We start from the raw sequence: 21,103 nt of genomic DNA on the forward strand, positions 1-21,103 counted from the left end.
GGACGATCAGTGAGCGAGCAAGACAAGGGGACGTCCGCAGGGGTGCGAAAGCGCGACCGCGGCGAGATCATCGGGCAAGGGGGTATGTGGCTCGCAAAGTGGTCGTTGGTGTTGGCATCGATTTCGCTGGGCGCCTGGATTTTCGGTTGGCTGATCGAAAAGCTCTGGGTCATCATCCTGCCGGTGGCTCTGGCAATCGTCGTTGCGACAGTCATGTGGCCGCCGACCCGCGGAATGATCAAGCGCGGTATGCCACCGGCCGCGGCAGCCGGCATCACCCTGGTCCTCTCGATCGGAATCTTGGCCGGTGTGATCGCAGGCATCGTTCCGTCAGTGGTCAGCCAGGCCCCCGAGCTCGCGAACAAGACCACCGAGGGCATCAATCAGGTTCAGGACTGGCTCCAGGGTCCGCCACTGAATCTAAAGGACGACCAGATCGACAACGCAGTCCATGCCGTCATCACGAAGGTGCAGGAAAGTGGAACCGCCATCGCTTCAGGCGTTTTCAGCGGTGTGAGCACGGCGAGCTCGTTGTTGGTCACGCTCGGTTTGGTCCTGATTCTCGCCTTCTTCTTCATCAAGGACGGACCGAGGTTCATCCCCTGGCTGCACGCTGTCGGCGGCGGCCGCGCCGGTCGGCATCTCGAAGAGGTCCTCACCCGCATGTGGGACACGCTCGGCGGATTCATCAGGACTCAAGCACTGGTGAGCCTGATCGACGCGGTCTTCATCGGCGCCGGATTGCTCATCCTCGGGGTCCCGCTGGCACCGGTGCTGGCAATTCTGACGTTCATCGGTGGATTCATCCCGATCGTCGGTGCGTTTGTCGCCGGCGCCCTGGCCGTGTTGGTTGCGTTGGTGGCAAACGGCCTCACCACCGCCATCATCGTCCTGATCATCATCCTGGCCGTTCAGCAGATCGAAGGAAATGTCCTTCAGCCTGTGCTGCAGAGCAAGTCGATGAAACTCCACGCCGTTATCGTGCTGCTTGCCGTGGCCGCCGGTAGCTCGCTGTACGGCATCGTCGGCGCCTTCCTCGCAGTGCCCGTCGCCGCTGTTGCAGCAGTTGTCATCCGCTACATCGGAGAGCAGATCGACGAACGCGCAAGCGACAACGAGCCGATGCCCGCCGGCGATGCCTCGGACATCCTCGAAGATCAGGACGACGACGCCGAGTCAGAGGTAGAGAACAAAAAGGCCTGATCAGCCCGCGATCACCTTCACCGAGGAGCCTGCACGTCCGCGAATGACGTGCAGGCGACTCGGGATTCGCTGCCTCATCTCGTCCACGTGACTGACGATGCCCACCACTCGTCCTCCGTCGCGAAGCTCGTCCAACACAGCCATCACCGAATCGAGGGTGTCGGCGTCGAGGGTGCCGAATCCTTCGTCGATGAACATCGTGTCGAGAACGATTCCGCCGGACTCCGCCGCAACCACATCGGCGAGTCCGAGCGCCAAAGACAATGACGCCAAGAACGATTCACCGCCCGAGAGCGTCTTCGCCGAGCGAACGACGCCCGTGAAGTCGTCCCGGATGTCGAGTCCCAGACCGCCGCGGCGACCCCGAGATCCTGCCTCGTCACTGTGCACGAACTCGTACCGTCCCCCGGACATCCGCTGCAGCCGAACCGATGCCGACACGGCGATCTCTTCCAACCGCGAAGCGAGCACATACGCTCGCAGCGACATCTTGCGACTGTTCTGACCTTTACCGGCGATCACGTCTGCGAGGGCAGCGAGTTCGTCGTGCAGTTCACGCTCAGGTGCAACCGCCTCGTAGGCCTTCTCGAGTTGTCCGCTGAAACGTTCGAGATCCGACACACGGTTCTCGGCCAGGGAAGCGGCCGCAACAGCCGAGTTCACCACCTCGGCGCACTGAAGCGCGAGGCCGCGAGGGCCGTCCACGTCGACGGTCTCGACTTCACCCACCGCAACAACCTCGGGGTCGTCGAGGACAGTCCGGGCGGCAACCTCGAGGTCACGCGCCTTGGCGAGTTCCGTTTCGATCGCCGCTATTCGGGCAGGCGCTCTCACCCCTCCGATCGCAGCCTCGACCGAATCGAATCCGGCAGCGGCCGCCGCAGCGGCCAGTTTGGCCGAAAGTTCCGCCGATCGGGCCTGCGCACGAACGGCGTCGTCGCGCATTTCGGACGCCGCCGTGGCAGCGGAGGCAAGGCCGTCAAACCGCGAGCGCCGAGCAGCGATGGTCGAATCTTCTCCCACCGCAGCAACGATCGCCGCTCGAATCTGCACGACCGTCGCTGACAGAGTCGTCCTACGCTCGGCAAGTGCCGCCAATTCGGCTGTCAGAGAAGCGGATTCCTGCTGCAGTTCGGTGTCACGCCCATTGAGTTGCGCAAGTTTTTGTGCCAGCACTCCAACCTGACCGGCAGAGTGTGTCGCCTCGTCGACGGCGTTCCGTGCCTCGGCGCGGAGCCTGTCGAGTTCTTCGGAATCGCCGTCTCCGCCGCGCGCGATCACCCGGTCGATGTCACGTTCGACGGTTACCTGGCGATCGGCCACCTTGCTGAGGGCTTTCTCGGCCGCACGCTCGGCCGCTGACGCGGCTTCCAGATCGGGCTCGGTGACCGTGACGACATCCGACTGAGCCAGCGCAGGGTGTTCACGCGAACCACACACCTGGCATGGGTCACCAGGCGCGAGTGAACTCGCCAACTCCGCCGCCATGCCCTCGATACGCTTTTGCACGAGGTCGAGCCAGCGCCCGCGAGCACTCTGATGGGCGTCGCGCGCATCCAACACCTGCACACGAATCTTCTCGGCTTGTGCACGCAGAGAAACGATTTCATGGGCCGCTGTCGCAGCATCCGACGCTCTTACGAGTGCAGCCTCGAGGCCAGGCAGAGCCGCGTGCGCGCGTTGCGCATCCTCCAGTCGTTGGCCGGCCGAGCGCACCATTTCTGGCAGTTGAGTGCGTTCAACCGCGATGGCATCGATGCGCTCGGACAGGGAGTCCCGCCGAACTCCGAGTTTCTCGATCTCGGCTTCTGCCGCATCGGCTCGTCGAGCGTCCTCCGCCATTGCGTCCAGGCGAACGATCTCGTCACGCCAGGTCCGGATCCGAGCTACGACGCGTTGACGCTCATCGTCGGTGGGTGGCCACACCTCCGGCACGAAAATCTCCGGACCGTCGAGTGCGGAGTAGGTCGACATCGCTGTGGTCATCGATTCGAGTGCGGCAGCGAGATGCAAGCCGGCAGCGTCCACATCGCCGGCGACAGCGGCCACCGGCAGTGCGCGCTTGGCGGTCTCGAGTTCAGCGCCGATCACAGCTCTTTGGGCGGCGCCCGTATTGAATGCTGCGAGCTCAGCGGTCGCACGATTACGGCGCGCTACCAGATCTGCGGTTCGCTGCGCTGCCGACAGAACCCGATTAGCCTCGGCTGCTGCATCTTTCGCGGTCACCAGCTCCGCGAGACTTGCATCGCGGGTGTCCTGAGCCTCGGCGAGGAGTTTGCGTGACCATTCCAGTGGGTGTGCCTCGGCGCCTACCTCGAGTCCCGCAGCTGTCTCGACCTTCGCGAGCAGCAGCCGCACGGATTGCTCCCTGGCCGCGAGCGCGGTCGCACTTGCCTTTCGCTTGGCGTCGAACCATGCCTCGACGGAGACAAACCGTTTGGTGTCGAACAGACGCTCGAGCAGTTTGCCTCGCTCGTCGCTCTCGGCACGCAAGAATTTGGCGAACTCACCCTGCGGCAAGAGCACCACCTGGAAGAACTGATCAGCGCTCATGCCCATGAGGCGGTTGATCTCGTCACCGATGTCAGGGATGCGCGAAAGGTTTTCGCCGCGGCCGTCCAACCACGTCAGTGTGGCCTTTGCGTTCTCCGTGATCGAACCGGTGCCACGCTTCTTCGGGCGCGAATACTCTGGACTACGAACAAGTTTGATTCTGCGACCACTGATGGTCGCTTCGAGTTCCACGCGCGGCACCGAACCGGCAGGCGCATGATCGGACAGTAGCCGTTTGCCCTCGTTGCGCGCACCCGGAACCCGCCCGTACAGGGCAAAGGAAACCGTGTCGAGGATCGTGGTCTTGCCTGCACCGGTGTCGCCGTGCAGAAGGAACAGCCCGTCTGCACCCAATCGGTCGAAGTCGACCTCGACAGTGTCGGCAAAGGGCCCGAAAGAGCTGACTTCGAGTTTGTGAAGCCTCACGCGGTTTCACTCAGTTCTACCGTGGACTCCTCGGCGCGCGCGGCAGCGCTGAGCGCTTCGGCCATCAACGTGACCTCCCGCTCGGACGGGTCACTACGCACGGCCGAGACAAAGCCACGGGCGATCTCCATGTCGGTTCGACCCCGTACCGCGTCGCGATACTTGAGATCCGATTGTCCTTCCGGCCTTTGCCATTCGAGGTGAACGGCAAAGGGGAAACGTGCCTGGAGCTGCCTCATGGCATCGACGGGACGAACCGGATCAGTGAGCAAAGCGGAGACGTAGCACTGCTCGGAATCGGCGTACTTCGACTCGGTGAGAAGTTCCTCGAGAGTTCCCGTCACCTGGCTCAGCCCTCGAATCACCGGAAGATCGAGGCGCTGCACCGACGACAGACCGGCTGCGTCGAGTTCGATCAAAAGAGCAGCCTTGCGGTGGCTGCGCTCACCGAACGAATACGGCAACGGTGAACCTGAGTAGCGGACACTCTCCGAGAGCATCTGGGGCGAATGCAGATGCCCCAGCGCAACGTAGTCGACACCGGCAAACTCGCCCACTGCGACAGTCTCCACTCCGCCGACCGAAATGGAGCGTTCCGATTCAGACGCCTCACCGCCCACGACAAAGGCATGCGCGAGCAGTACCGACCGAGTCGACGGATCGGTAGCTGTTCGTTCGGCGAGGTCTCGCCGAACACGCGACATTGCCGCACCGAGGATGTCGGAATGAGTACGAGCCCGGGGCACGTCCAACTCGACGCGCGTGATCTCCGGCTCGAGATACGGAATCCCGTAAAACGCGACAGGTCCGAACTGATCACTGAGCATCACCGGAGTACCGATCTGGCCGACTCGGGTGATCAAGTGCAATCCGCCGGCAGCTGCAAAGGACGCCCCGGCACCGAGCCGCACCGCGGAATCGTGGTTGCCGGACGTGGCGACGATGACCGCTCCGGCCGCCCGGATTGCCTCGAAGCCTCGATTGCACACCGTGACCGCGTCGGAACTGGGAATTGAGCGGTCGTAGATGTCACCGGGCACGACCACGACGTCAACACCGTGTTCGCGGACGGAATCCGCGATGGAACCGAGCACACTCGCCTGATCGGCCAACAGATCGACGCCGTGAAAGGTGCGACCTATGTGCCAATCGGAGGTGTGCAGAATCTTCATGAATCCGACGGTAGAGCAGCCCACCGACACTGCCGATCTCCCACGCTGACGGCTTCGACGGTGTGCCCCAACCCACGAATGTCCGGTGACCCTGCACACAATCCGTCCGGTTCGTTTGGCGAAGAACCCGAAACCATCGCGCCATCGCGCCGATAAATGCGCCAGCCACGACCCGCACAAACACGGCCGACAACGCAAGAACCGCTAATGTCGTTATGTGTCTGCAACCCAACGTGCTCGCTCCGGGGTACCGCTGGACAAGCGATCGCTCATCGTGACCGTCCCCGGCCTGCCCTGGTGGGGAGTGATCCTGCTTGCTGCCGGTGTCACCGCCGTCGGCGTACTGATCGATGCAACCGGAGGCGGCGGCGAGCTCACCGCGGTGTTTTCGACGTTCTACTTCCTGGGCTGTCTCTTCGCTGTGGTTGCCGCTTCGAACAAGGCTCTTTTCACCGCGATGGCCCAACCTCCGTTGCTGCTCTTCGCTGCGGTGCCGATCGGGCACACGCTCATCGGCAAGGACAACAGCACCGCACTGCGCGACATCGCGATCAACATCGCGTACCCGTTGGTCAACCGCTTTCCGATCATGTTGGCCGCAACCGTCGTCGTGCTGATAGTCGGCGGTTTCCGGTACTTCCTGCTCAATCAGCGTCCCACCGGGCCTGCGCGCTCGACCCGCTCCCGCCGCTCGGCGACCGCCACTCGAGAATCCTCTGCGGCTGCCACGCGAGAACAATCCGCGCCCGAGACCGGGCGTCGCCGCAGAGTCTCGGACGCGCCCGTCCCCGGGCCCCCGCGTCGCCGCGCCCCCGAGGTGGACGAACAGCCCGCTTACCGAAGCGCTCCCCGGCGCGAACCGATCGAAGACGATCGCCCGCTGCCGCCCCGGAGAAGCCCACTGCCACCCAGGGTCGATCGCACGCACCAACCGCCTACGCGTCGCCCTCAGCCGGACAGCAGACCGACAGCAGACGACGACTACCCGTCGTACGGTCGCCGCCGGGCACCCGAGCCCAGTCCGTCGCCCAGGCGTGAGGAGCGAATGGAGCCCTTCTTCGCTTCGGGTGACGACGTATCGCCGCCGCTGCCCCCTCGCCGCCGCCCACCCGGAGTCGATCTTCCCGCGTATCCGCCGCCGCGAGTTCGGTACCGCGATCGCGAAGAGCCCTGACAGACGAGCCCAGTAGCAAAAAATGCGGGGCACCTTCCAGATGGAAGGTGCCCCGCATTTTCTTGTTCTAGGACGTGCGCGCTGCTCGCAATTCACGGGGAAGAGCGAACACCAAGGTCTCGTTGGCTGTGGTGACGGGCTGAACGTCGTTGTATCCGTGCTCGGCAAGAAGTTCGATCACGCCGCGCACGAGCACCTCGGGCACTGATGCGCCTGACGTGATGCCAACGGTCTGGACACCCTCGAGCCACGCGAGATCGACCTCACGGGCGTAGTCGACCAGGTACGACGCGGCAGCGCCCGCCCCGAGTGCGACCTCGACGAGGCGAACCGAGTTGGACGAGTTCCGCGAACCCACCACGATCACGAGATCGCACTCGGGGGCCATCGCCTTGACCGCGACCTGACGGTTCTGCGTGGCGTAGCAGATGTCGTCGGACGGCGGGTCCTGCAGATTGGGGAAACGCTCACGCAGGCGCGCGACGGTCTGCATCGTCTCGTCGACGCTCAGTGTGGTCTGGGAAAGCCAGATGACCTTCGACTCGTCACGAACCGTGACCGCGTCGACCGAATCCGGGCCGTCGACGATGGTGACGTGATCGGGAGCCTCACCTGCGGTGCCCTCGACCTCCTCGTGGCCTTCGTGGCCGATGAGGAGAATGTCGTAATCGTCGCGAGCGAATCGCTTTGCTTCCTGGTGCACCTTCGTGACCAGGGGGCACGTAGCGTCGATCGTGCGCAGGTTCCGCTCGGCGGCCGAGTCGTGGACGGCCGGAGACACACCGTGCGCCGAGAACACGAGGAGTGATCCTTCCGGAACCTCGTCGGTTTCGTCGACGAAGATCACGCCTTGATCTTCGAGCGTCTCGACGACGTGGCGATTGTGGACGATCTCCTTACGCACGTAGATGGGTGCGCCGTGCTTCTCGAGCGCCTTCTCGACGGTCTCGMCCGCGCGGTCGACGCCGGCGCAGTAGCCGCGAGGCTCGGCGAGGAGCACGCGCTTGGCGCTGCCCTTGCGGGTGGACGGCGAATCAGCCGAGTGCGCGATACCGAGATTGAGAGGAACAGCCGAAGACATGTGACCAGCCTACTGGCACCTCGAACGTGAGACACTCCGGCAAACGTGAACACCTCGGTTTCGGGCTCCGATCGAAGGTTCCGAAGTAAACGAGTACGGCCGTCACAGGCAAGTCGGCTACCGATTGTCGGAGCTTTGCGGCAAGCTGTGGGAATGATCCGACCACCGTTCGTGGCGCGCGTTGCCGCGGGACTCGCCGTCACCGCGATGGAAGAGGCAAAGAAGTTGCCCACCACCGCTGTCGCCCTGCCGATGACCGCCGTGAGCCAGATGCTGCAGACAAGCATGCGCGTGCAGCAGTCGATCACCTCGTTGGCGATCAAGGGCGATCAGGCATTTGCACTGATCAACTGGTCTTCCGAGGACGAACAGCCCGAGTGGGCGGTCTTCGACGAGGACGCCGACGCTCCCGCAGACTCGGCGTCGAGCGCCGGGGCGACCACCGCTGACACCCCGACCAATGCGGGACGCTTCGCGCTCTACTCGCTCGAGCCGACTGCCCCCATCGAGGAGCCCGCACCCGACGCCGAGTCCGAATCCGCGGCAGCTACGACGGACGGACCTGCCGAAGAGCCCGAGATCGTCACCGAACTCGACTACCCCAACCTCACACTCGCACAGCTCCGTGCGCGCATCCGGACGCTCAGCATCGACGAGCTGACCGCCGTCCTGGACTACGAGAATGCGACGCTCGCCCGCGCACCGTTCCAGACCATGCTCACCAACCGCATCACCACAGCCAAGGCAAAGTGACTTCCGCAACGCCCCCCGCTTCATCGCAGCGATCGTCCGGCGCCAGCAGCGCTGAACAGCCGTGGCCGGTCCGCACGGTTTCCGCCAAGGTCGCCGGCTGGATCGATCGACTCGGCAGCATCTGGGTCGAAGGTCAGATCACCCAGATCAATGCACGCCCCGGTACCCGAACGGCCTTTCTCGTTCTGCGTGATCCGTCGGCAGACATGTCGCTGTCGATCACATGCTCACCACAGTTGTTGCACAACTCTCCGGTGCCGTTGACCGAGGGCTCGCGTGTCGTGATGTTCGGCAAGCTCTCGTTCTACACCGGACGCGGAACGGTGTCGTTGCGTGTCACCGAGATTCGCGCCGTGGGTATCGGTGAGCTGCTGGCCCGCATCGAGAGACTGCGCGCCTTGCTCGCCGCGGAGGGCTTGTTCGATCCGAGACTCAAACGGCCTCTTCCGTTTCTGCCCGGCACGATCGGCCTGATCACGGGCCGAGCCAGCGCGGCCGAAAAGGATGTCGTCTCGGTCGCCCACCGTCGTTGGCCCGCAGTGGCTATCGCGGTGCGTAACACCGCCGTGCAGGGCCCCACTGCTGTTCCCCAGATCATCGAAGCGCTGAAGGAACTCGACGCCAACCCGGTAGTCGACGTCATCATCCTCGCTCGCGGCGGCGGTAGCGTCGAGGATCTCCTGCCGTTCTCCGACGAAGCGCTGTGCCGCGCCATCGTGGCCTGCACGACGCCGATCGTCAGTGCCATCGGCCACGAGCCGGACAGCCCGCTCAGTGACCACGTCGCCGACCTGCGCGCAGCCACACCCACCGACGCGGCCAAGCGCGTCGTACCCGACGCGGTTGCGGAAGCTGCTCTGGTTGCCGATCTTCGTGACCGCAGCGCTGCGGCACTGCGCAGCTGGGTCAAGCGTGAGTCTCATCTGATCGAACAGTTGCGCACTCGACCGGTCATGGCATCACCGCTGCTCGCGGTGGACCGTCGCGCCGAAGAGGTCGAAAGGCTCCAGGCCGCCGGGCGACGCGATGTGACTCGGTTGATCGACTCCGAGTCCCGAACGATCGAGCATCTGCGCGCCCGGCTCACCACTCTCGGCCCCGCCGCGACGCTGGCCCGCGGGTACGCAGTCGTGCAACGTGTTGTCGCCGACGGCGATCCGGAGGTTCTGCGCTCGGTCGAGGACGCGCCACCCGGAACCCAGATTCGAGTTCGACTTGCAGACGGCGCCGTTCGCGCCGCAGTGATGGGAAGAGAAAAATGAGCAACGCCACCGACACCGACATCAACGAACTCGGCTACGAAGCAGCCCGCGACGAATTGGTGAGCGTCGTGAAGATTCTCGAACAGGGCGGCCTGGACCTCGACGCGTCACTCTCACTGTGGGAGCGAGGCGAAGCGTTGGCCAAGCGCTGTGAAGAGCATTTGGCCAACGCCAGGGCTCGCGTCGAAAAGGCTCTGGCCGAAGCGGACGAGTAACGTCCGCTCCGACCGGAAATCCTATGGCGTGATCGGCTGCGCTGCGCCGACCTTCTCGGCAAGAATCCGGAACTCGTCCGGCGTCGCCGCGCCCGTGAGCAACAGGCGAACATCCCCGACGTCCGTGACCCAGATCGACTCGACACCCTCGCCGCCGAAGACGTTCCACGTGTCGGCGCCGACGGTCTCGACTCCGGTCGCGAATCGCTGTCCACCGGCAACGTGTGACACCAACGGGAATTCCTCGGCGTTGCTCTGTGTCAGCTGAATGTAGCGACCGCTGGTCGTGATGAATCCCACAGTGCTCGAATCTCCGCCACCGTCGCCGGAGATGATTTTGCGACTGCCGGAGTTCGGGGTCCACCCGTCCGGAACACCGGGATTACGGATGGGAAATCCAAGTTCCTTCGCGTCGTAGTTCAGAGCTGCGTCCACGTCGACGCTCGGGATAGGCCCCTGCGTCGGGCCGCCAGGACTGAATGTGCACTGGCTGGCGATGCCCGCAATGATGATGCAGAACAGCACCAACGGTACGAGAGACCAGACCATGTCTTTGTTGTCTTCGAGAATGCGGGGTTTCTTCGATGCCACACCCCCAGTATCCAGGTACTGCGCAGTAGATACGATTCCCGGTCCCCTTCGAGCGAGACAAAACGTCGCAGCAGCGACCCGACAGCGCACGTAGCCGCTCCCATCTGGGACAATGACGCCTGAAGAAACCACTGCGTCGACACACCCCGTCGACCGCGACCGCGCCAGGAGGCACCGCACATGACGGCCAGCAGCACTCATCGTGAGACCCCGGACCGTAACCTCGCACTCGAATTGGTCCGAGTCACCGAAGCCGGTGCTATGGCTGCCGGCCGCTGGGTAGGCCGCGGCGACAAGGAAGGCGGCGACGGAGCAGCCGTCGACGCTATGCGTCAGCTCGTCTCCTCCGTCTCGATGCGCGGCATCGTCGTCATCGGTGAGGGCGAGAAGGACGAAGCGCCGATGCTGTTCAACGGCGAAGAGGTCGGAAACGGCGACGGCCCCGACTGTGACTTCGCCGTCGACCCGGTCGACGGCACCACCTTGATGTCCAAGGGCATGCCCAACGCGATCTCCGTTCTGGCTGTTGCCGAGCGCGGCGCGATGTTCGATCCGTCGGCCGTGTTCTACATGGAGAAGATCGCTGTCGGACCGGATGCTGCAGATGTCATCGACATCAGCGCACCGATCGCCGAGAACATCAAGCGCGTCGCCAAGGTCAAGAAGGCGTCGGTCTCCGACATCACGATCTGCATCCTGGACCGCCCGCGTCACAACCAGCTGATCCAGGACGTGCGCGACACCGGCGCTCGTATCCGTCTGATCTCCGACGGTGACGTTGCCGGCGCCATCGCCGCAGCGCGTCCCGAGTCCGGCACCGACATGCTCGTCGGCATCGGCGGAACGCCTGAGGGCATCATCGCCGCAGCAGCCATGCGCTGCATGGGTGGATCGCTGCAGGGCAAGCTCGCACCCACCGACGACGAAGAGCGCCAGAAGGCCATCGACGCCGGTCATGATCTCGATCGGATCCTGACCACCGAAGATCTCGTCTCCGGCGAGAACGTATTCTTCTGCGCCACGGGCGTCACCGATGGTGACCTGCTGCGCGGTGTCCGCTACTACGGCGGCGGCGCCAGCACGCAGTCCATCGTGATGCGCAGCAAGTCCGGCACCGTTCGCATGATCGACGCGTACCACCGTCTCGAGAAGCTGCGTGAGTACAGCTCCGTCGACTTCGACGGCGAAGAGGGCGCGGTTCCCCCGACGTTCTGATCGGCTCCGCCCCGTGAGCGGTTAGGGAGTCCCTGCACTCCTTAACCGCTCACGGGGGACGTAGTCCCCTACCCGCCCTCCAAAAGTGGCAATGTGGAGCCATGACGGAGAGCAACGATCAACAGTTCCGAATCGAACACGACACCATGGGCGAAGTTCGGGTGCCCATCGACGCTCTGTGGCGGGCACAGACCCAGCGTGCAGTCGAGAACTTCCCGATCAGCGGGCGCCCACTCGAGCGCACCCAGATCCGCGCAATGGGCTTGCTGAAAGCAGCGTGTGCGCAGGTCAACAAGGACCTCGGACTGCTCGACGCGGACAAGGCCGAGGCAATCATCGCCGCCGCGAACGAGATCGCCGAAGGCAAGCACGACGATCAGTTCCCCATCGACGTCTTCCAGACCGGCTCGGGAACCAGCTCGAACATGAACGCCAACGAGGTCATCGCGTCCATCGCGAAGGCCGCGGGCGTGGACGTACACCCCAATGATCACGTCAACATGTCGCAGTCCTCCAACGACACCTTCCCCACCGCCACGCACGTCGCAGCTACCGAAGCAGCGGTCACCGATCTTGTTCCGGCACTGGAACATCTGCATGCTGCGCTTGCCACGAAGGCGTCCGAGTGGAAGACCGTCGTCAAATCCGGACGCACCCACCTGATGGACGCTGTGCCGGTCACGCTCGGTCAGGAGTTCGGCGGTTACGCACGTCAGATCGAGGCCGGCATCGAGCGCGTCAACGCAACACTCCCCCGCCTCGGCGAGTTGCCGATCGGCGGAACAGCAGTCGGCACCGGTCTCAATGCTCCGGATGGATTCGGCCCCAAAGTTGTTGCCGAGCTGGTCAAGTCGACAGGCGTCGACGCGCTGACTCCGGCGAAGAACAGCTTCGAAGCGCAAGCCGCGCGCGACGGACTGGTCGAAGCATCGGGCGCGCTGCGGACCATCGCAGTCTCACTGACGAAGATTGCCAACGACATTCGGTGGATGGGATCGGGTCCGCTGACCGGACTCGGCGAGATCGCACTCCCCGATCTGCAGCCGGGTAGCTCGATCATGCCCGGCAAGGTGAACCCGGTCCTGCCCGAGGCAACCACTCAGGTTGCGGCTCAGGTGATCGGAAACGACGCCGCCATCGCGTGGGGCGGCGCTGCCGGAGCGTTCGAACTCAACGTCTACATCCCGGTCATGGCACGCAACCTGCTGGAGTCGTTCACCTTGCTGGCCAACGTCTCTCGACTGTTCGCCGACAAGTGTGTCAGCGGACTGGTCGCGCACGAGGAGCACCTCAAGACACTCGCCGAATCGTCACCGTCGATCGTGACGCCCCTCAACTCGGCGATCGGTTACGAGGAAGCCGCGGCCGTCGCGAAGCAGGCGCTCAAAGAGAAGAAGACGATCCGCCAGGTCGTCATCGAGCGCGGACTCGTCCCGGACAGGCTGAGCGAGGAAGAACTCGACAAGCGTCTCGACGTTCTGGCGATGGCGAAGGTCAAGGACTGAACAAACAACAGAGTGGCGGTTTCCACTTCGGAAACCGCCACTCTTTTCCCTACACCGTAGTGGTTGCGCGCCATTCGTCGGTGCGATCGGGGCTCGCCTCGGCCAATGCCTTCAACGTCGCTTCACGATCGAAGTCCTTGCCGTACACCGGAGTTCCCGGCTGCTGACGCCAGGAATCGTCGATCGTTCCCGCATCGACAGGATCGAAGCCCAACTGATTGATCAGATCGAACACGACCTGCTTGTTCGCGTCGTCGTCGCCGGCGATGGGTAGCGCAATGCGCCCCTCTGCACCTTCGGGAAGCCCCTTCTCGAGGAGATGCTTCCACCAGATTCCGTTGAACGCCTTGAATACCGGTACACCCAGGCGCTCCTGCACCCATCCGCTTTCGGTCTGTCCGTCCTCGATGGCCGAGATCAGACCGTCACGCTGTTGCGGGTAGTAGTTGTTGGTCTCGATGACCGGGGCACCGGCGACCGCACCGCTGAGGATCCCCGCCGGTAGATCGACCACGTTTTTCTGCGGGATGCTCACGATGACCAGCTCGGCGCCCTCGGCGGCCTCGGTGCTGCGGACTGCCTTCGCGCCCGTCTCCGCTTCCAGTTCTGCAAGGGTGTCCGGTGTCCGCGAGTTCGAGACGCGCACGTCGTGACCGAGCGCAGCGAGCCTACGTGTGAGCGTGCCACCGATCTGACCGGCTCCGATGATTCCGATGCGCATGACCCTGCTCCTTCGTCGTGTGCAGTGGCGATCGCGCCACCGCTGCATTCGTCAACGACGAGAACGCACCGGGTCATTCCGTACCGACTACTTCAACTCCCGTTGATTCAATCGGTTGACGGATCGAGTTCGAGCCTGATGCGAACACTGACCGGATCGGTCTGCAATCCGCGAAAGGCAGAGGCCGTCAGCGCCGATCTGAACTTCCCCGACGTGAATGTCTTCACCCGCGCCGGGACGTCGTCGTCCGGCATGATCTGGGCCTGTCCGTCCACCCACTCGCCGCGGCGACGGATCCGAACCTTCGGCGTCGCAGAGATATTGGCGCCCCAGCCCCTGTCGATGCCGTGCTGCGCGATGACCCACGCCTCGTCGCCGTCGTAGGTGATCGCAACGGGCACTCGGCGGGCCAGACCGGTTCGGCGTCCAACCGTCTCGATCTCGGTCATCAACGACGGCATCAAGCCGATCCGATTCAATCCGGTGACCAGCGGATTGGCGAAATACTTCCCGACCGCGACTTCGATTCTTCGTTTTCGTGCAACTGACGTCGGTACCGGCATGCCGTTTCCTCTCCTCCGGAGCTGACACTCGAAGCAACAGCTCTATACCGCACGATATAACCACTGATCCGGGAGTTTTGCCACCATGAATATCGATCAATACCCGCTACCTGCACACAACACTTGACTGTGTCTGTCGGTTACATCTAGTCTCAGATTCGTTCCTATACCGATCGACATACTGGGAGGCAGTGATGAACACACCTCGAGACACCTCGTTGCCATGACCGGCCCACAGACGCGTTGTCCGATCGCCGCAGCGCGTCGCAAGTGGGGAGTACCAAGAGAATCAGCGGCACCAGATGAATCGAACAGCTCTGCGATTGCATACGATGGCGGGATGGCCGACTCCGATTCCCGCACTCTGATGCTGGTCGGCGCCATCAATGCCTTCCGTGAACACGGGATCGCGACGACGTCGCTCACCGAGATCGTCGAACGCTCGGGAGCTCCCCGCGGGTCGGTGTACCACTACTTTCCCGAAGGCAAAGGACAGCTGGCCGGCGAAGCAGTTGCCTACTTCGGCCGAGGCGTCAGCGCCGCCATCAGTTCGATGATCGCTCAGTCTTCCCCACCGGAGATCATCGACGCGGTTGTCACAATATTTCGAAACAGCTTGGTAGAGAGCGATTTCACCTCCTCCTGTCCGGTCGCAGCCGCGGCGGTGGAGGGCGCGTCGACGCCGGCGGCATTAACTGCTGCGGGCGAATCCTTCACCTCGTGGGAATCGCTTCTCACATCGTTCTTCTGGCAGCAGGGACAGCCGTCCGAGACTGCAGCACAGTGGGCAACCGTCGTGATCGCGTCGATCGAAGGCGCGACTCTGATGGCAAAAGCTCAGCACACCACCGCGCCTCTCGATCGGATCGGCGCGCACCTCAAGGCTCTGGTCTCGGCCCCGAGCTGACCAACCCCTCTACTTCCAACCGCTGCTGCCGTCCGCGCAGGAGCAGAGATGGCGTACAAACATGTCTCACACACTTGCACCGGCGCCCTCGGCGCCTATGATGACCAAGTCCCGTCGATTCACTGCGCTGATCTTCATCTGCCTCGCCGAACTCCTTGTCGTGCTGGACAACACAGTGGTCAACGTCGCACTGCCGACGATGAGCGTCGACCTGTTCGCCAGCGTCAGTGACCTGCAATGGATCGTCGACGCGTACACGTTGACCTTCGCCGGGTTCCTACTCACTTTCGGCCACCTGGGTGACCGCTTCGGACGCCGCCGAGTGATGATCATCGGTCTGATCGGCGTCGGCGCGATGTCGCTCGTCGGCGCTTTGGCTTCCAACCTCGAACAGGTGATCATGGCGCGCGCTGCCATGGGTGTCTTTGCCGCAGCGGTCTTTCCGGCCACCCTGGCCATGATCACGAACATCTTCACCGACGCCAGAGAACGAGCCATCGCCATCGCTGCCTGGACCGCAATGGCCGGCTTCGCGATTGCCATCGGCCCGACGGCAGGCGGTTGGCTTCTCGAGCACTTCTCCTGGCACTCGGTGTTCTGGATGAACGTTCCGGCTGCGTTGCTGGTCATCGTCGGTGTGCTGCTGGTTGTTCCGGAATCGAAGGCGCTTCACGTCGGGCGATTCGATTTCGTCGGAACAATCTTGTCGCTCCTCGGCATCGTCATTCTGGTGTGGACCATCATCGACGCGCCACATCGCGGATGGGTGTCGCCATTCAGCATCACGGGATACCTCTCTGCGACAGTGTTGTTGGCGGCATTCGTCGCATGGGAACTGCGCACCGATGCGCCGATCCTGAACATGAATCTCTTCCGAATCCGGCGGTTTTCATTCCCCGCCTTGGCTATTGCGGTCAGCTACTTCAGCATGTTCGGGTTCTTGTTCCTGATCACGCAGTACTTCCAGGGCGTTCGCGAATACTYGCCACTCGAATTCGGCATCCACTCTTTGCCTTTCGCCGCCGCTGTTGCGGTGGGCGCTCCCGTCGCCACCTTGGCGGCACAGAAACTCGGCACGACCGCAGTGATGGTGTTCGGCCTCCTCGTCCTCAGCGGCGGCATGTTCCTGGCCGGCCAGACGACCGTCGAGACGCCCTACCTCGGACCCGTCGTGATCTCGATGGTTCTCATGGGTCTGGGCCTCGCAATTGTCCAGGGACCGGCTACCGACTCCATCATGTCCTCGGTGCCCCTCGACGAAGCCGGCGCAGGCTCGGCAGTCAACGACACGACGCGTGAACTCGGTGGGACCCTGGGCGTCGCCGTCATCGGCTCGATCGTCGCCTCGTATTACACGTCCAAGGTGGCTCCGATCGTCGACGCCATTCCCGACGCCGTGATGTCGGCACAGGAGAAGGGCTTCGCTCGTGAGTCGGTGCTCAGCGTCATCGAGATCCGCTCGCGCGACATCAGTCCGCTCTTCGAGCAGCAGAAGGACAGTCTGATCTACACGATGAAGACCGCATGCCTGGAAGGCTTCGCCATCGCGTCGTACTTCACGGTCGGCGCAGCACTGATCACCGCGCTGCTGGTCGCGTTGTTGCTCCCCTGGAAGCCCGTCACAGAAGGCTCCATTCTCGGCAGTCTGGCGACCAAGACCCCGAAGTAGCTACAAGGTTTCCCGATTTGTCCGTATCTCAGCCCGCCGTTCCCCGATACTGGATTGACCGAGTGGTACCGACGACAGCCCTGCTAGGGAGAATCTCGTGTCCATCACCAGTAGAAACAGCTCGCGCCTGTCGGCTGCGGCGGTTCCGGTAGTACTGACGGTCGCCCTGCTCGCCGGATGCTCGTCCGATTCAGACACCACCTCAGCGCCCGGGCCGGTCGTCAGCGACGCCAGCCCCGGTCTCGACGCCGGGGTGCCGATCCCGGACGGGCAATTCGACGACGCGGTCGGGAAGCTCGACGGCCTCGCGAACGATCTCATGGCAAGTTCGGGCGTCCCCGGCATGGCTGTGGCCGTGGTGCACGGCGGTAAGACTGTGTATGCAAAGGGATTCGGGGTTCGCGAGTTGGGTAAGAGCGCCACCGTCGATGCCGACACCGTGTTCCAACTGGCATCGGTGTCGAAATCGGTAGGAGCCACGGTGGTCGCCCACGAAGTCGGAATCGGGACCGTCGACTGGGACACTCCGGTGATCTCGAAACTGCCGGGGTTTGCGCTTGGCGATCCGTGGGTGACCGACCACCTCACGATCTCCGATCTCTACACGCATCGGTCGGGATTACCGGACCACGCCGGCGACGGGCTGGAGGACCTGGGCTACAACCGGGCCCAGGTGATCGAGAAGCTACGCCAACTACCGCTCAATCCATTCCGAATCACATACGAGTACACGAACTTCGGCGTCACAGCCGGCGCTGAGGCCGTTGCAGCTGCGGCGGGCACCGATTGGGAAACGCTGTCGCAGAACACGATCTACGGCCCGCTCGGTATGACATCGACGTCTTCGCGGTTCGCCGATTACCAGGCCCGAGAAAATCGAACAGTGGGCCACATCCTCGAAGACGGAAAGTACAAGGTAGGGCCGGTTCGGGACGCCGACGCCCAATCCCCCGCCGGTGGAGTCAGCTCCTCGGCGAACGACATGGCCAAGTGGTTGGACATGGTGCTGTCCGGCGGTCAGTATCAGGGGCAGCAGGTCGTTCAGACGGATGCGCTCGTGCCCGCAGTGAACCCGGAGATCGTCTCGCGCCACGCGCAGGAAATCGGGGAACGCTCCGGCTTCTACGGCTACGGGTTCAACGTTTCCGACAGCGCCGCTGGCCGTGTCACCGCCAGCCACTCCGGCGCCTTCCTGGTCGGAGCCGGGACGAATTTCGTGACGATTCCCTCCGCTGACGTCGGCATCGTCGTTCTGACCAACGGCACGCCCACCGGCGTCGCGGAGACCTTGACCGCCGAGTTCGCCGATCTGGTGCAGTTCGGGAAGATCACCCGCGAGTGGCGCCCGCTGTACGAAGCGGCGTTTGCCTCACAAGCCGATCCCGAGGGCGAACTTGCCGGGAAGACACCGCCGACCTCCCCCGCGCCTGCCCCACCGACAAACCAATTGACCGGCGACTACGGCAACCCGTACTGGGGTCCCGCACTCGTGACACAGCAGAACGGTGCGCTGACCTTGACGATGGGTCCCGCGGCGGTGACGTATCCGCTGACCCACTGGGACGGAAACACCTTCACGTTCCCGCTCAGCGGCGAGAACGCACCGGCCGGGACGGTCTCGAAGGCCACCTTCGACGGAAACTCGCTAACCTTGGAGTACTTCGATCACGATCATCTCGGTACCTTCATCCGGGCAACACCGGCCGAATAATCAGCCAAGGACACCCCATGAGTAGTTCGACAGCCACGGTGAACGCAATGTTCGCGGCCCTCACCGATTTCGACGTGGACGCAGCAGCCGAATTGATGACAGACGACATCGTCTGGCAGAACGTCTCGCTCCCCACTCTGCGAGGCAAGAAGACCGTCGTGCGAGCGCTTCGTCTGGTCACCAAGCCTTCACTGAAATTCGAGGCCGAGATGCACCACATCGTCGGCGACGAGTCCACGGTGCTCACCGAACGCACCGACATCCTGACCGTCGGGCCGCTGCGCATCGAATTCTGGGTGTGCGGAACTTTCGAACTGCGCGACGGCAAGGTCTCCGTCTGGCGTGACTACTTCAGTCTGCGAGACGTCGCGTGGGGTGTGGTGACCGCGGTCGGCCGTGCAGTCGTCGGGAGCGGGACACGAAGTAGGCTTGCTCCGGCCTGAAATCACCTGCCGAAAGCGAGCGAACCTGCCATGCCCGAGAACACCACGCCTGACTCCTTCGACGCCGGCTTGGCTGTGCGCACCGAAGTCATGGGGGCCGATTTTGTCGACGCCGCCTTCGAGCGCACCCGCGGCACCGACAGCGAAGAACTGCAGAACTTCGTGACGGCCAATGTCTGGGGTTCGGTATGGACGCGTCCCGGACTGGATCGCCGCAGCCGCAGTCTGATCAATCTGGGGATGCTGATCGCGCTGCGCGCGGAGAACGAACTCAAAGGCCACGTACGCGGAGCACTACGAAACGGCTTGACGCGCACCGAGATCGTCGAAACCGTGATCCACGCGAGCGCGTACTGCGGCGCGCCGGCGGGGCTGGCGGCGATGCGTGTCGTGCAAGAGGTTCTCGACAACGAACTCGGACCGCTGCAAAACTGAACTACTGAAAACCCAAGAATCTCCCCGTGCAGACCGAAGTCCGCACGGGGAGATCGCTTCTCAGGAAGTGGGGCCGAACTCCTCGAGCATGTCGGTCACCAACTCGGCGATCGGCGACCGCTCACTGCGCGTGAGTGTGATGTGCGCAAAGAGCGGGTGCCCCTTGAGCTTCTCGATGACGGCCGCAACTCCGTCGTGCCTGCCCACTCGCAGGTTGTCACGCTGCGCGACGTCGTGCGTGAGAACCACCCGCGAGCCGGTTCCCAGACGAGAAAGCACTGTCAGCAGAACATTTCGTTCGAGTGACTGCGCTTCGTCGACGATCACGAACGAATCGTGCAGCGACCGACCGCGAATGTGCGTCAGCGGCAGCACTTCCAGCATTCCGCGGGCGAGAACCTCTTCGAGAACCTCTGGCGAAGCCAACCCGTCGAGAGTGTCGAAAACGGCCTGAGCCCACGGGCCCATCTTCTCGCTCTCACTACCGGGAAGGTAGCCGAGTTCTTGTCCGCCAACGGCATACAGCGGACGGAAGACGACGACCTTGCGCTGGGTGCGGCGCTCGAGAACGGCTTCCAACCCTGCTGTCAGAGCCAAGGCCGACTTACCGGTGCCTGCCTTGCCGCCGAGAGAGATGATGCCGATGCTCTCGTCCATGAGGAGATCGAGCGCAATGCGCTGCTCGGCGGAGCGGCCGTGCAGTCCGAACGCCTCACGCTCACCGCGCACCAACTGGATGCGCTTGTCGGGAGTCACCCGACCGAGGGCGCTCGACGAACCACCGAGCAGACGAAGACCCGTGTGACACGGCAGATCTCGCGCTTCGTCAAGGTCCAGGAAACCCTCGTTGAACAGCTCGTCGATGTCCGTCGAGGCGACGTCCAGCTCGGTCATGCCCGTCCATCCCGATGGCACGACGTCGTGAGCGTGGTACTCGTCGGCAGGTAGTCCCACCGCGCCTGCCTTCACACGAAGCGGTATGTCCTTACTGACGAGGACTACGTCCTTGCCCTCCGCCGCAAGGTTCAGCGCACACGCCAGAATCCTCGAATCGTTACTGTCCGTGCGGAATCCGACGGGTAAGACCGCAGGGTCGGTGTGATTGAGTTCGACCTGCAGTGTCCCGTTCTCGGTGCCGATCGGTACCGGACGGTCGAGGCGGCTGTATTCGATCCGGAGATCGTCGAGCATGCGGAGCGATTCTCGGGCGAACCATCCCAGTTCGTGGTGGTGTCGCTTGCCTTCGAGTTCGCTGATCACGACCAGTGGCAGTACCACGTGGTGTTCGGCAAATCGAGTGACAGCCCATGGATCGGACAGTAGTACCGAGGTATCCAAGACGTACGTGCGAAGTGCATCTCCCGAATGATTCCCGGCTGATAGATCAGCCCGGGCCGAGTGGGCAGAGACGGAGCGTGATGCAGTCACGTTGGGCTCCTAGGTCTGCGCGGCACCCGCGCAAACTCAGCTCGCTGGGCCGGACGGCTCTGGTGTCAGGTGACGC

At 63.4% G+C, this 21,103-nt stretch carries 19 protein-coding genes; 12 read left to right on the forward strand and 7 right to left on the reverse strand.

Going from position 1 to position 21,103, the window contains the following annotated elements; translation table 11 throughout:
* Window positions 1–9: 9 nt before the first annotated feature.
* Window positions 10–1,203, forward strand: coding sequence for an AI-2E family transporter (locus AC1DWA_RS08645; RefSeq protein WP_003945249.1), 1,194 nt, complete (start codon window positions 10–12; stop codon window positions 1,201–1,203).
* On the opposite strand, the gene AC1DWA_RS08650 is transcribed toward AC1DWA_RS08645, so the two are convergent.
* Both AC1DWA_RS08650 and AC1DWA_RS08655 read right to left on the reverse strand, forming a co-directional pair.
* Window positions 1,204–4,182, reverse strand: a complete 2,979-nt coding sequence (locus AC1DWA_RS08650; RefSeq protein ID WP_477846210.1) for an AAA family ATPase — start codon at window positions 4,180–4,182, stop codon at window positions 1,204–1,206. It lies immediately after the preceding gene.
* Window positions 4,179–5,354, reverse strand: coding sequence for an exonuclease SbcCD subunit D (locus AC1DWA_RS08655; protein ID WP_020908513.1), 1,176 nt, complete (start codon window positions 5,352–5,354; stop codon window positions 4,179–4,181). Before AC1DWA_RS08655 ends, AC1DWA_RS08650 begins: the two co-directional genes overlap by 4 nt.
* 217 nt (window positions 5,355–5,571) lie before the next feature.
* On the opposite strand from AC1DWA_RS08655, the gene AC1DWA_RS08660 reads away from it, so the two are divergent.
* Window positions 5,572–6,528, forward strand: a complete 957-nt coding sequence (locus tag AC1DWA_RS08660) for a DUF6542 domain-containing protein (protein WP_029255846.1) — start codon at window positions 5,572–5,574, stop codon at window positions 6,526–6,528.
* Between the two features lie 67 nt (window positions 6,529–6,595).
* On the opposite strand, the gene AC1DWA_RS08665 is transcribed toward AC1DWA_RS08660, so the two are convergent.
* Window positions 6,596–7,609 (reverse strand): 4-hydroxy-3-methylbut-2-enyl diphosphate reductase, encoded by a 1,014-nt coding sequence (locus tag AC1DWA_RS08665; RefSeq protein ID WP_477916598.1) that lies wholly within the window; start codon window positions 7,607–7,609, stop codon window positions 6,596–6,598.
* Between the two features lie 153 nt (window positions 7,610–7,762).
* Between AC1DWA_RS08665 and AC1DWA_RS08670 the strand changes: the two genes are divergently transcribed.
* The 3 genes from AC1DWA_RS08670 to AC1DWA_RS08680 are packed head-to-tail and all read left to right on the forward strand — an operon-like array spanning window position 7,763 to window position 9,839.
* Window positions 7,763–8,362, forward strand: a complete 600-nt coding sequence (locus tag AC1DWA_RS08670; protein ID WP_477846211.1) for a lipid droplet-associated protein — start codon at window positions 7,763–7,765, stop codon at window positions 8,360–8,362.
* A complete protein-coding gene (gene xseA / locus AC1DWA_RS08675; RefSeq protein ID WP_003945258.1) occupies window positions 8,359–9,624 on the forward strand; it encodes an exodeoxyribonuclease VII large subunit in 1,266 nt (421 codons plus the stop codon). Before AC1DWA_RS08670 ends, xseA begins: the two co-directional genes overlap by 4 nt.
* Complete coding sequence (locus AC1DWA_RS08680) at window positions 9,621–9,839, forward strand: exodeoxyribonuclease VII small subunit (protein WP_477846212.1); 219 nt, start codon at window positions 9,621–9,623, stop codon at window positions 9,837–9,839. The genes xseA and AC1DWA_RS08680 overlap by 4 nt, the downstream gene beginning before the upstream one ends.
* A 21-nt stretch (window positions 9,840–9,860) precedes the next feature.
* On the opposite strand, the gene AC1DWA_RS08685 is transcribed toward AC1DWA_RS08680, so the two are convergent.
* On the reverse strand, window positions 9,861–10,430 hold the full coding sequence (locus AC1DWA_RS08685) for a DUF4245 domain-containing protein (protein WP_029255848.1): 570 nt from the start codon (window positions 10,428–10,430) through the stop codon (window positions 9,861–9,863).
* Between the two features lie 180 nt (window positions 10,431–10,610).
* Between AC1DWA_RS08685 and glpX the strand changes: the two genes are divergently transcribed.
* Together glpX and AC1DWA_RS08695 are read left to right on the forward strand one after the other, a co-directional pair.
* Window positions 10,611–11,645 carry a class II fructose-bisphosphatase gene (gene glpX, locus AC1DWA_RS08690; protein ID WP_019744581.1) on the forward strand — a complete coding sequence of 345 codons (1,035 nt, stop codon included), beginning with the start codon at window positions 10,611–10,613 and terminating at the stop codon, window positions 11,643–11,645.
* Window positions 11,646–11,746: 101 nt separating this feature from the next.
* Complete coding sequence (locus AC1DWA_RS08695; RefSeq protein ID WP_279163689.1) at window positions 11,747–13,150, forward strand: class II fumarate hydratase; 1,404 nt, start codon at window positions 11,747–11,749, stop codon at window positions 13,148–13,150.
* Between the two features lie 49 nt (window positions 13,151–13,199).
* Here the strand turns inward: AC1DWA_RS08695 and AC1DWA_RS08700 are convergent, their stop codons facing one another.
* Window positions 13,200–13,919, reverse strand: coding sequence for an NADPH-dependent F420 reductase (locus tag AC1DWA_RS08700; RefSeq protein ID WP_019744583.1), 720 nt, complete (start codon window positions 13,917–13,919; stop codon window positions 13,200–13,202).
* Between the two features lie 59 nt (window positions 13,920–13,978).
* The gene (locus AC1DWA_RS08705) at window positions 13,979–14,434 is read right to left on the reverse strand and encodes a nitroreductase family deazaflavin-dependent oxidoreductase (protein ID WP_021332755.1); all 456 of its coding nucleotides are present in this window, start codon (window positions 14,432–14,434) and stop codon (window positions 13,979–13,981) included.
* A 340-nt stretch (window positions 14,435–14,774) separates the two neighbouring features.
* On the opposite strand from AC1DWA_RS08705, the gene AC1DWA_RS08710 reads away from it, so the two are divergent.
* The 5 genes from AC1DWA_RS08710 to AC1DWA_RS08730 all read left to right on the forward strand — a co-directional run bounded on the left by AC1DWA_RS08710 (window position 14,775) and on the right by AC1DWA_RS08730 (window position 19,599).
* Entirely contained in the window at window positions 14,775–15,341 is a 567-nt protein-coding gene (locus AC1DWA_RS08710; protein WP_003945239.1) for a TetR/AcrR family transcriptional regulator, read from the forward strand.
* A gap of 97 nt (window positions 15,342–15,438) precedes the next feature.
* Window positions 15,439–17,010 carry an MFS transporter gene (locus AC1DWA_RS08715; RefSeq protein ID WP_477916620.1) on the forward strand — a complete coding sequence of 524 codons (1,572 nt, stop codon included), beginning with the start codon at window positions 15,439–15,441 and terminating at the stop codon, window positions 17,008–17,010.
* 97 nt (window positions 17,011–17,107) lie between these two features.
* Complete coding sequence (locus tag AC1DWA_RS08720) at window positions 17,108–18,721, forward strand: serine hydrolase domain-containing protein (RefSeq protein ID WP_279163688.1); 1,614 nt, start codon at window positions 17,108–17,110, stop codon at window positions 18,719–18,721.
* A 17-nt stretch (window positions 18,722–18,738) separates the two neighbouring features.
* The gene (locus AC1DWA_RS08725; RefSeq protein WP_019744587.1) at window positions 18,739–19,164 is read left to right on the forward strand and encodes a limonene-1,2-epoxide hydrolase family protein; all 426 of its coding nucleotides are present in this window, start codon (window positions 18,739–18,741) and stop codon (window positions 19,162–19,164) included.
* Between the two features lie 30 nt (window positions 19,165–19,194).
* Complete coding sequence (locus tag AC1DWA_RS08730; RefSeq protein WP_019744588.1) at window positions 19,195–19,599, forward strand: carboxymuconolactone decarboxylase family protein; 405 nt, start codon at window positions 19,195–19,197, stop codon at window positions 19,597–19,599.
* Window positions 19,600–19,659: 60 nt separating this feature from the next.
* Here AC1DWA_RS08730 and AC1DWA_RS08735 read toward each other — a convergent pair whose 3' ends face one another.
* The gene (locus tag AC1DWA_RS08735; protein ID WP_003945274.1) at window positions 19,660–21,027 is read right to left on the reverse strand and encodes a PhoH family protein; all 1,368 of its coding nucleotides are present in this window, start codon (window positions 21,025–21,027) and stop codon (window positions 19,660–19,662) included.
* Window positions 21,028–21,103: the final 76 nt, after the last annotated feature.

Source organism: Rhodococcus sp. P4_F3_2 (assembly GCF_056401335.1).

Bases quoted from the DNA above. Each gene is read 5' to 3' on its own strand.
- AC1DWA_RS08655 (WP_020908513.1), bottom strand. From the start codon at position 5,354: ATGAAGATTCTGCACACCTCCGATTGGCACATAGGTCGCACCTTTCAC.
- AC1DWA_RS08670 (WP_477846211.1), top strand. From the start codon at position 7,763: ATGATCCGACCACCGTTCGTGGCGCGCGTTGCCGCGGGACTCGCCGTC.
- AC1DWA_RS08680 (WP_477846212.1), top strand. From the start codon at position 9,621: ATGAGCAACGCCACCGACACCGACATCAACGAACTCGGCTACGAAGCA.
- glpX (WP_019744581.1), top strand. From the start codon at position 10,611: ATGACGGCCAGCAGCACTCATCGTGAGACCCCGGACCGTAACCTCGCA.
- AC1DWA_RS08695 (WP_279163689.1), top strand. From the start codon at position 11,747: ATGACGGAGAGCAACGATCAACAGTTCCGAATCGAACACGACACCATG.
- AC1DWA_RS08700 (WP_019744583.1), bottom strand. From the start codon at position 13,919: ATGCAGCGGTGGCGCGATCGCCACTGCACACGACGAAGGAGCAGGGTC.
- AC1DWA_RS08705 (WP_021332755.1), bottom strand. From the start codon at position 14,434: ATGCCGGTACCGACGTCAGTTGCACGAAAACGAAGAATCGAAGTCGCG.
- AC1DWA_RS08710 (WP_003945239.1), top strand. From the start codon at position 14,775: ATGGCCGACTCCGATTCCCGCACTCTGATGCTGGTCGGCGCCATCAAT.
- AC1DWA_RS08725 (WP_019744587.1), top strand. From the start codon at position 18,739: ATGAGTAGTTCGACAGCCACGGTGAACGCAATGTTCGCGGCCCTCACC.
- AC1DWA_RS08730 (WP_019744588.1), top strand. From the start codon at position 19,195: ATGCCCGAGAACACCACGCCTGACTCCTTCGACGCCGGCTTGGCTGTG.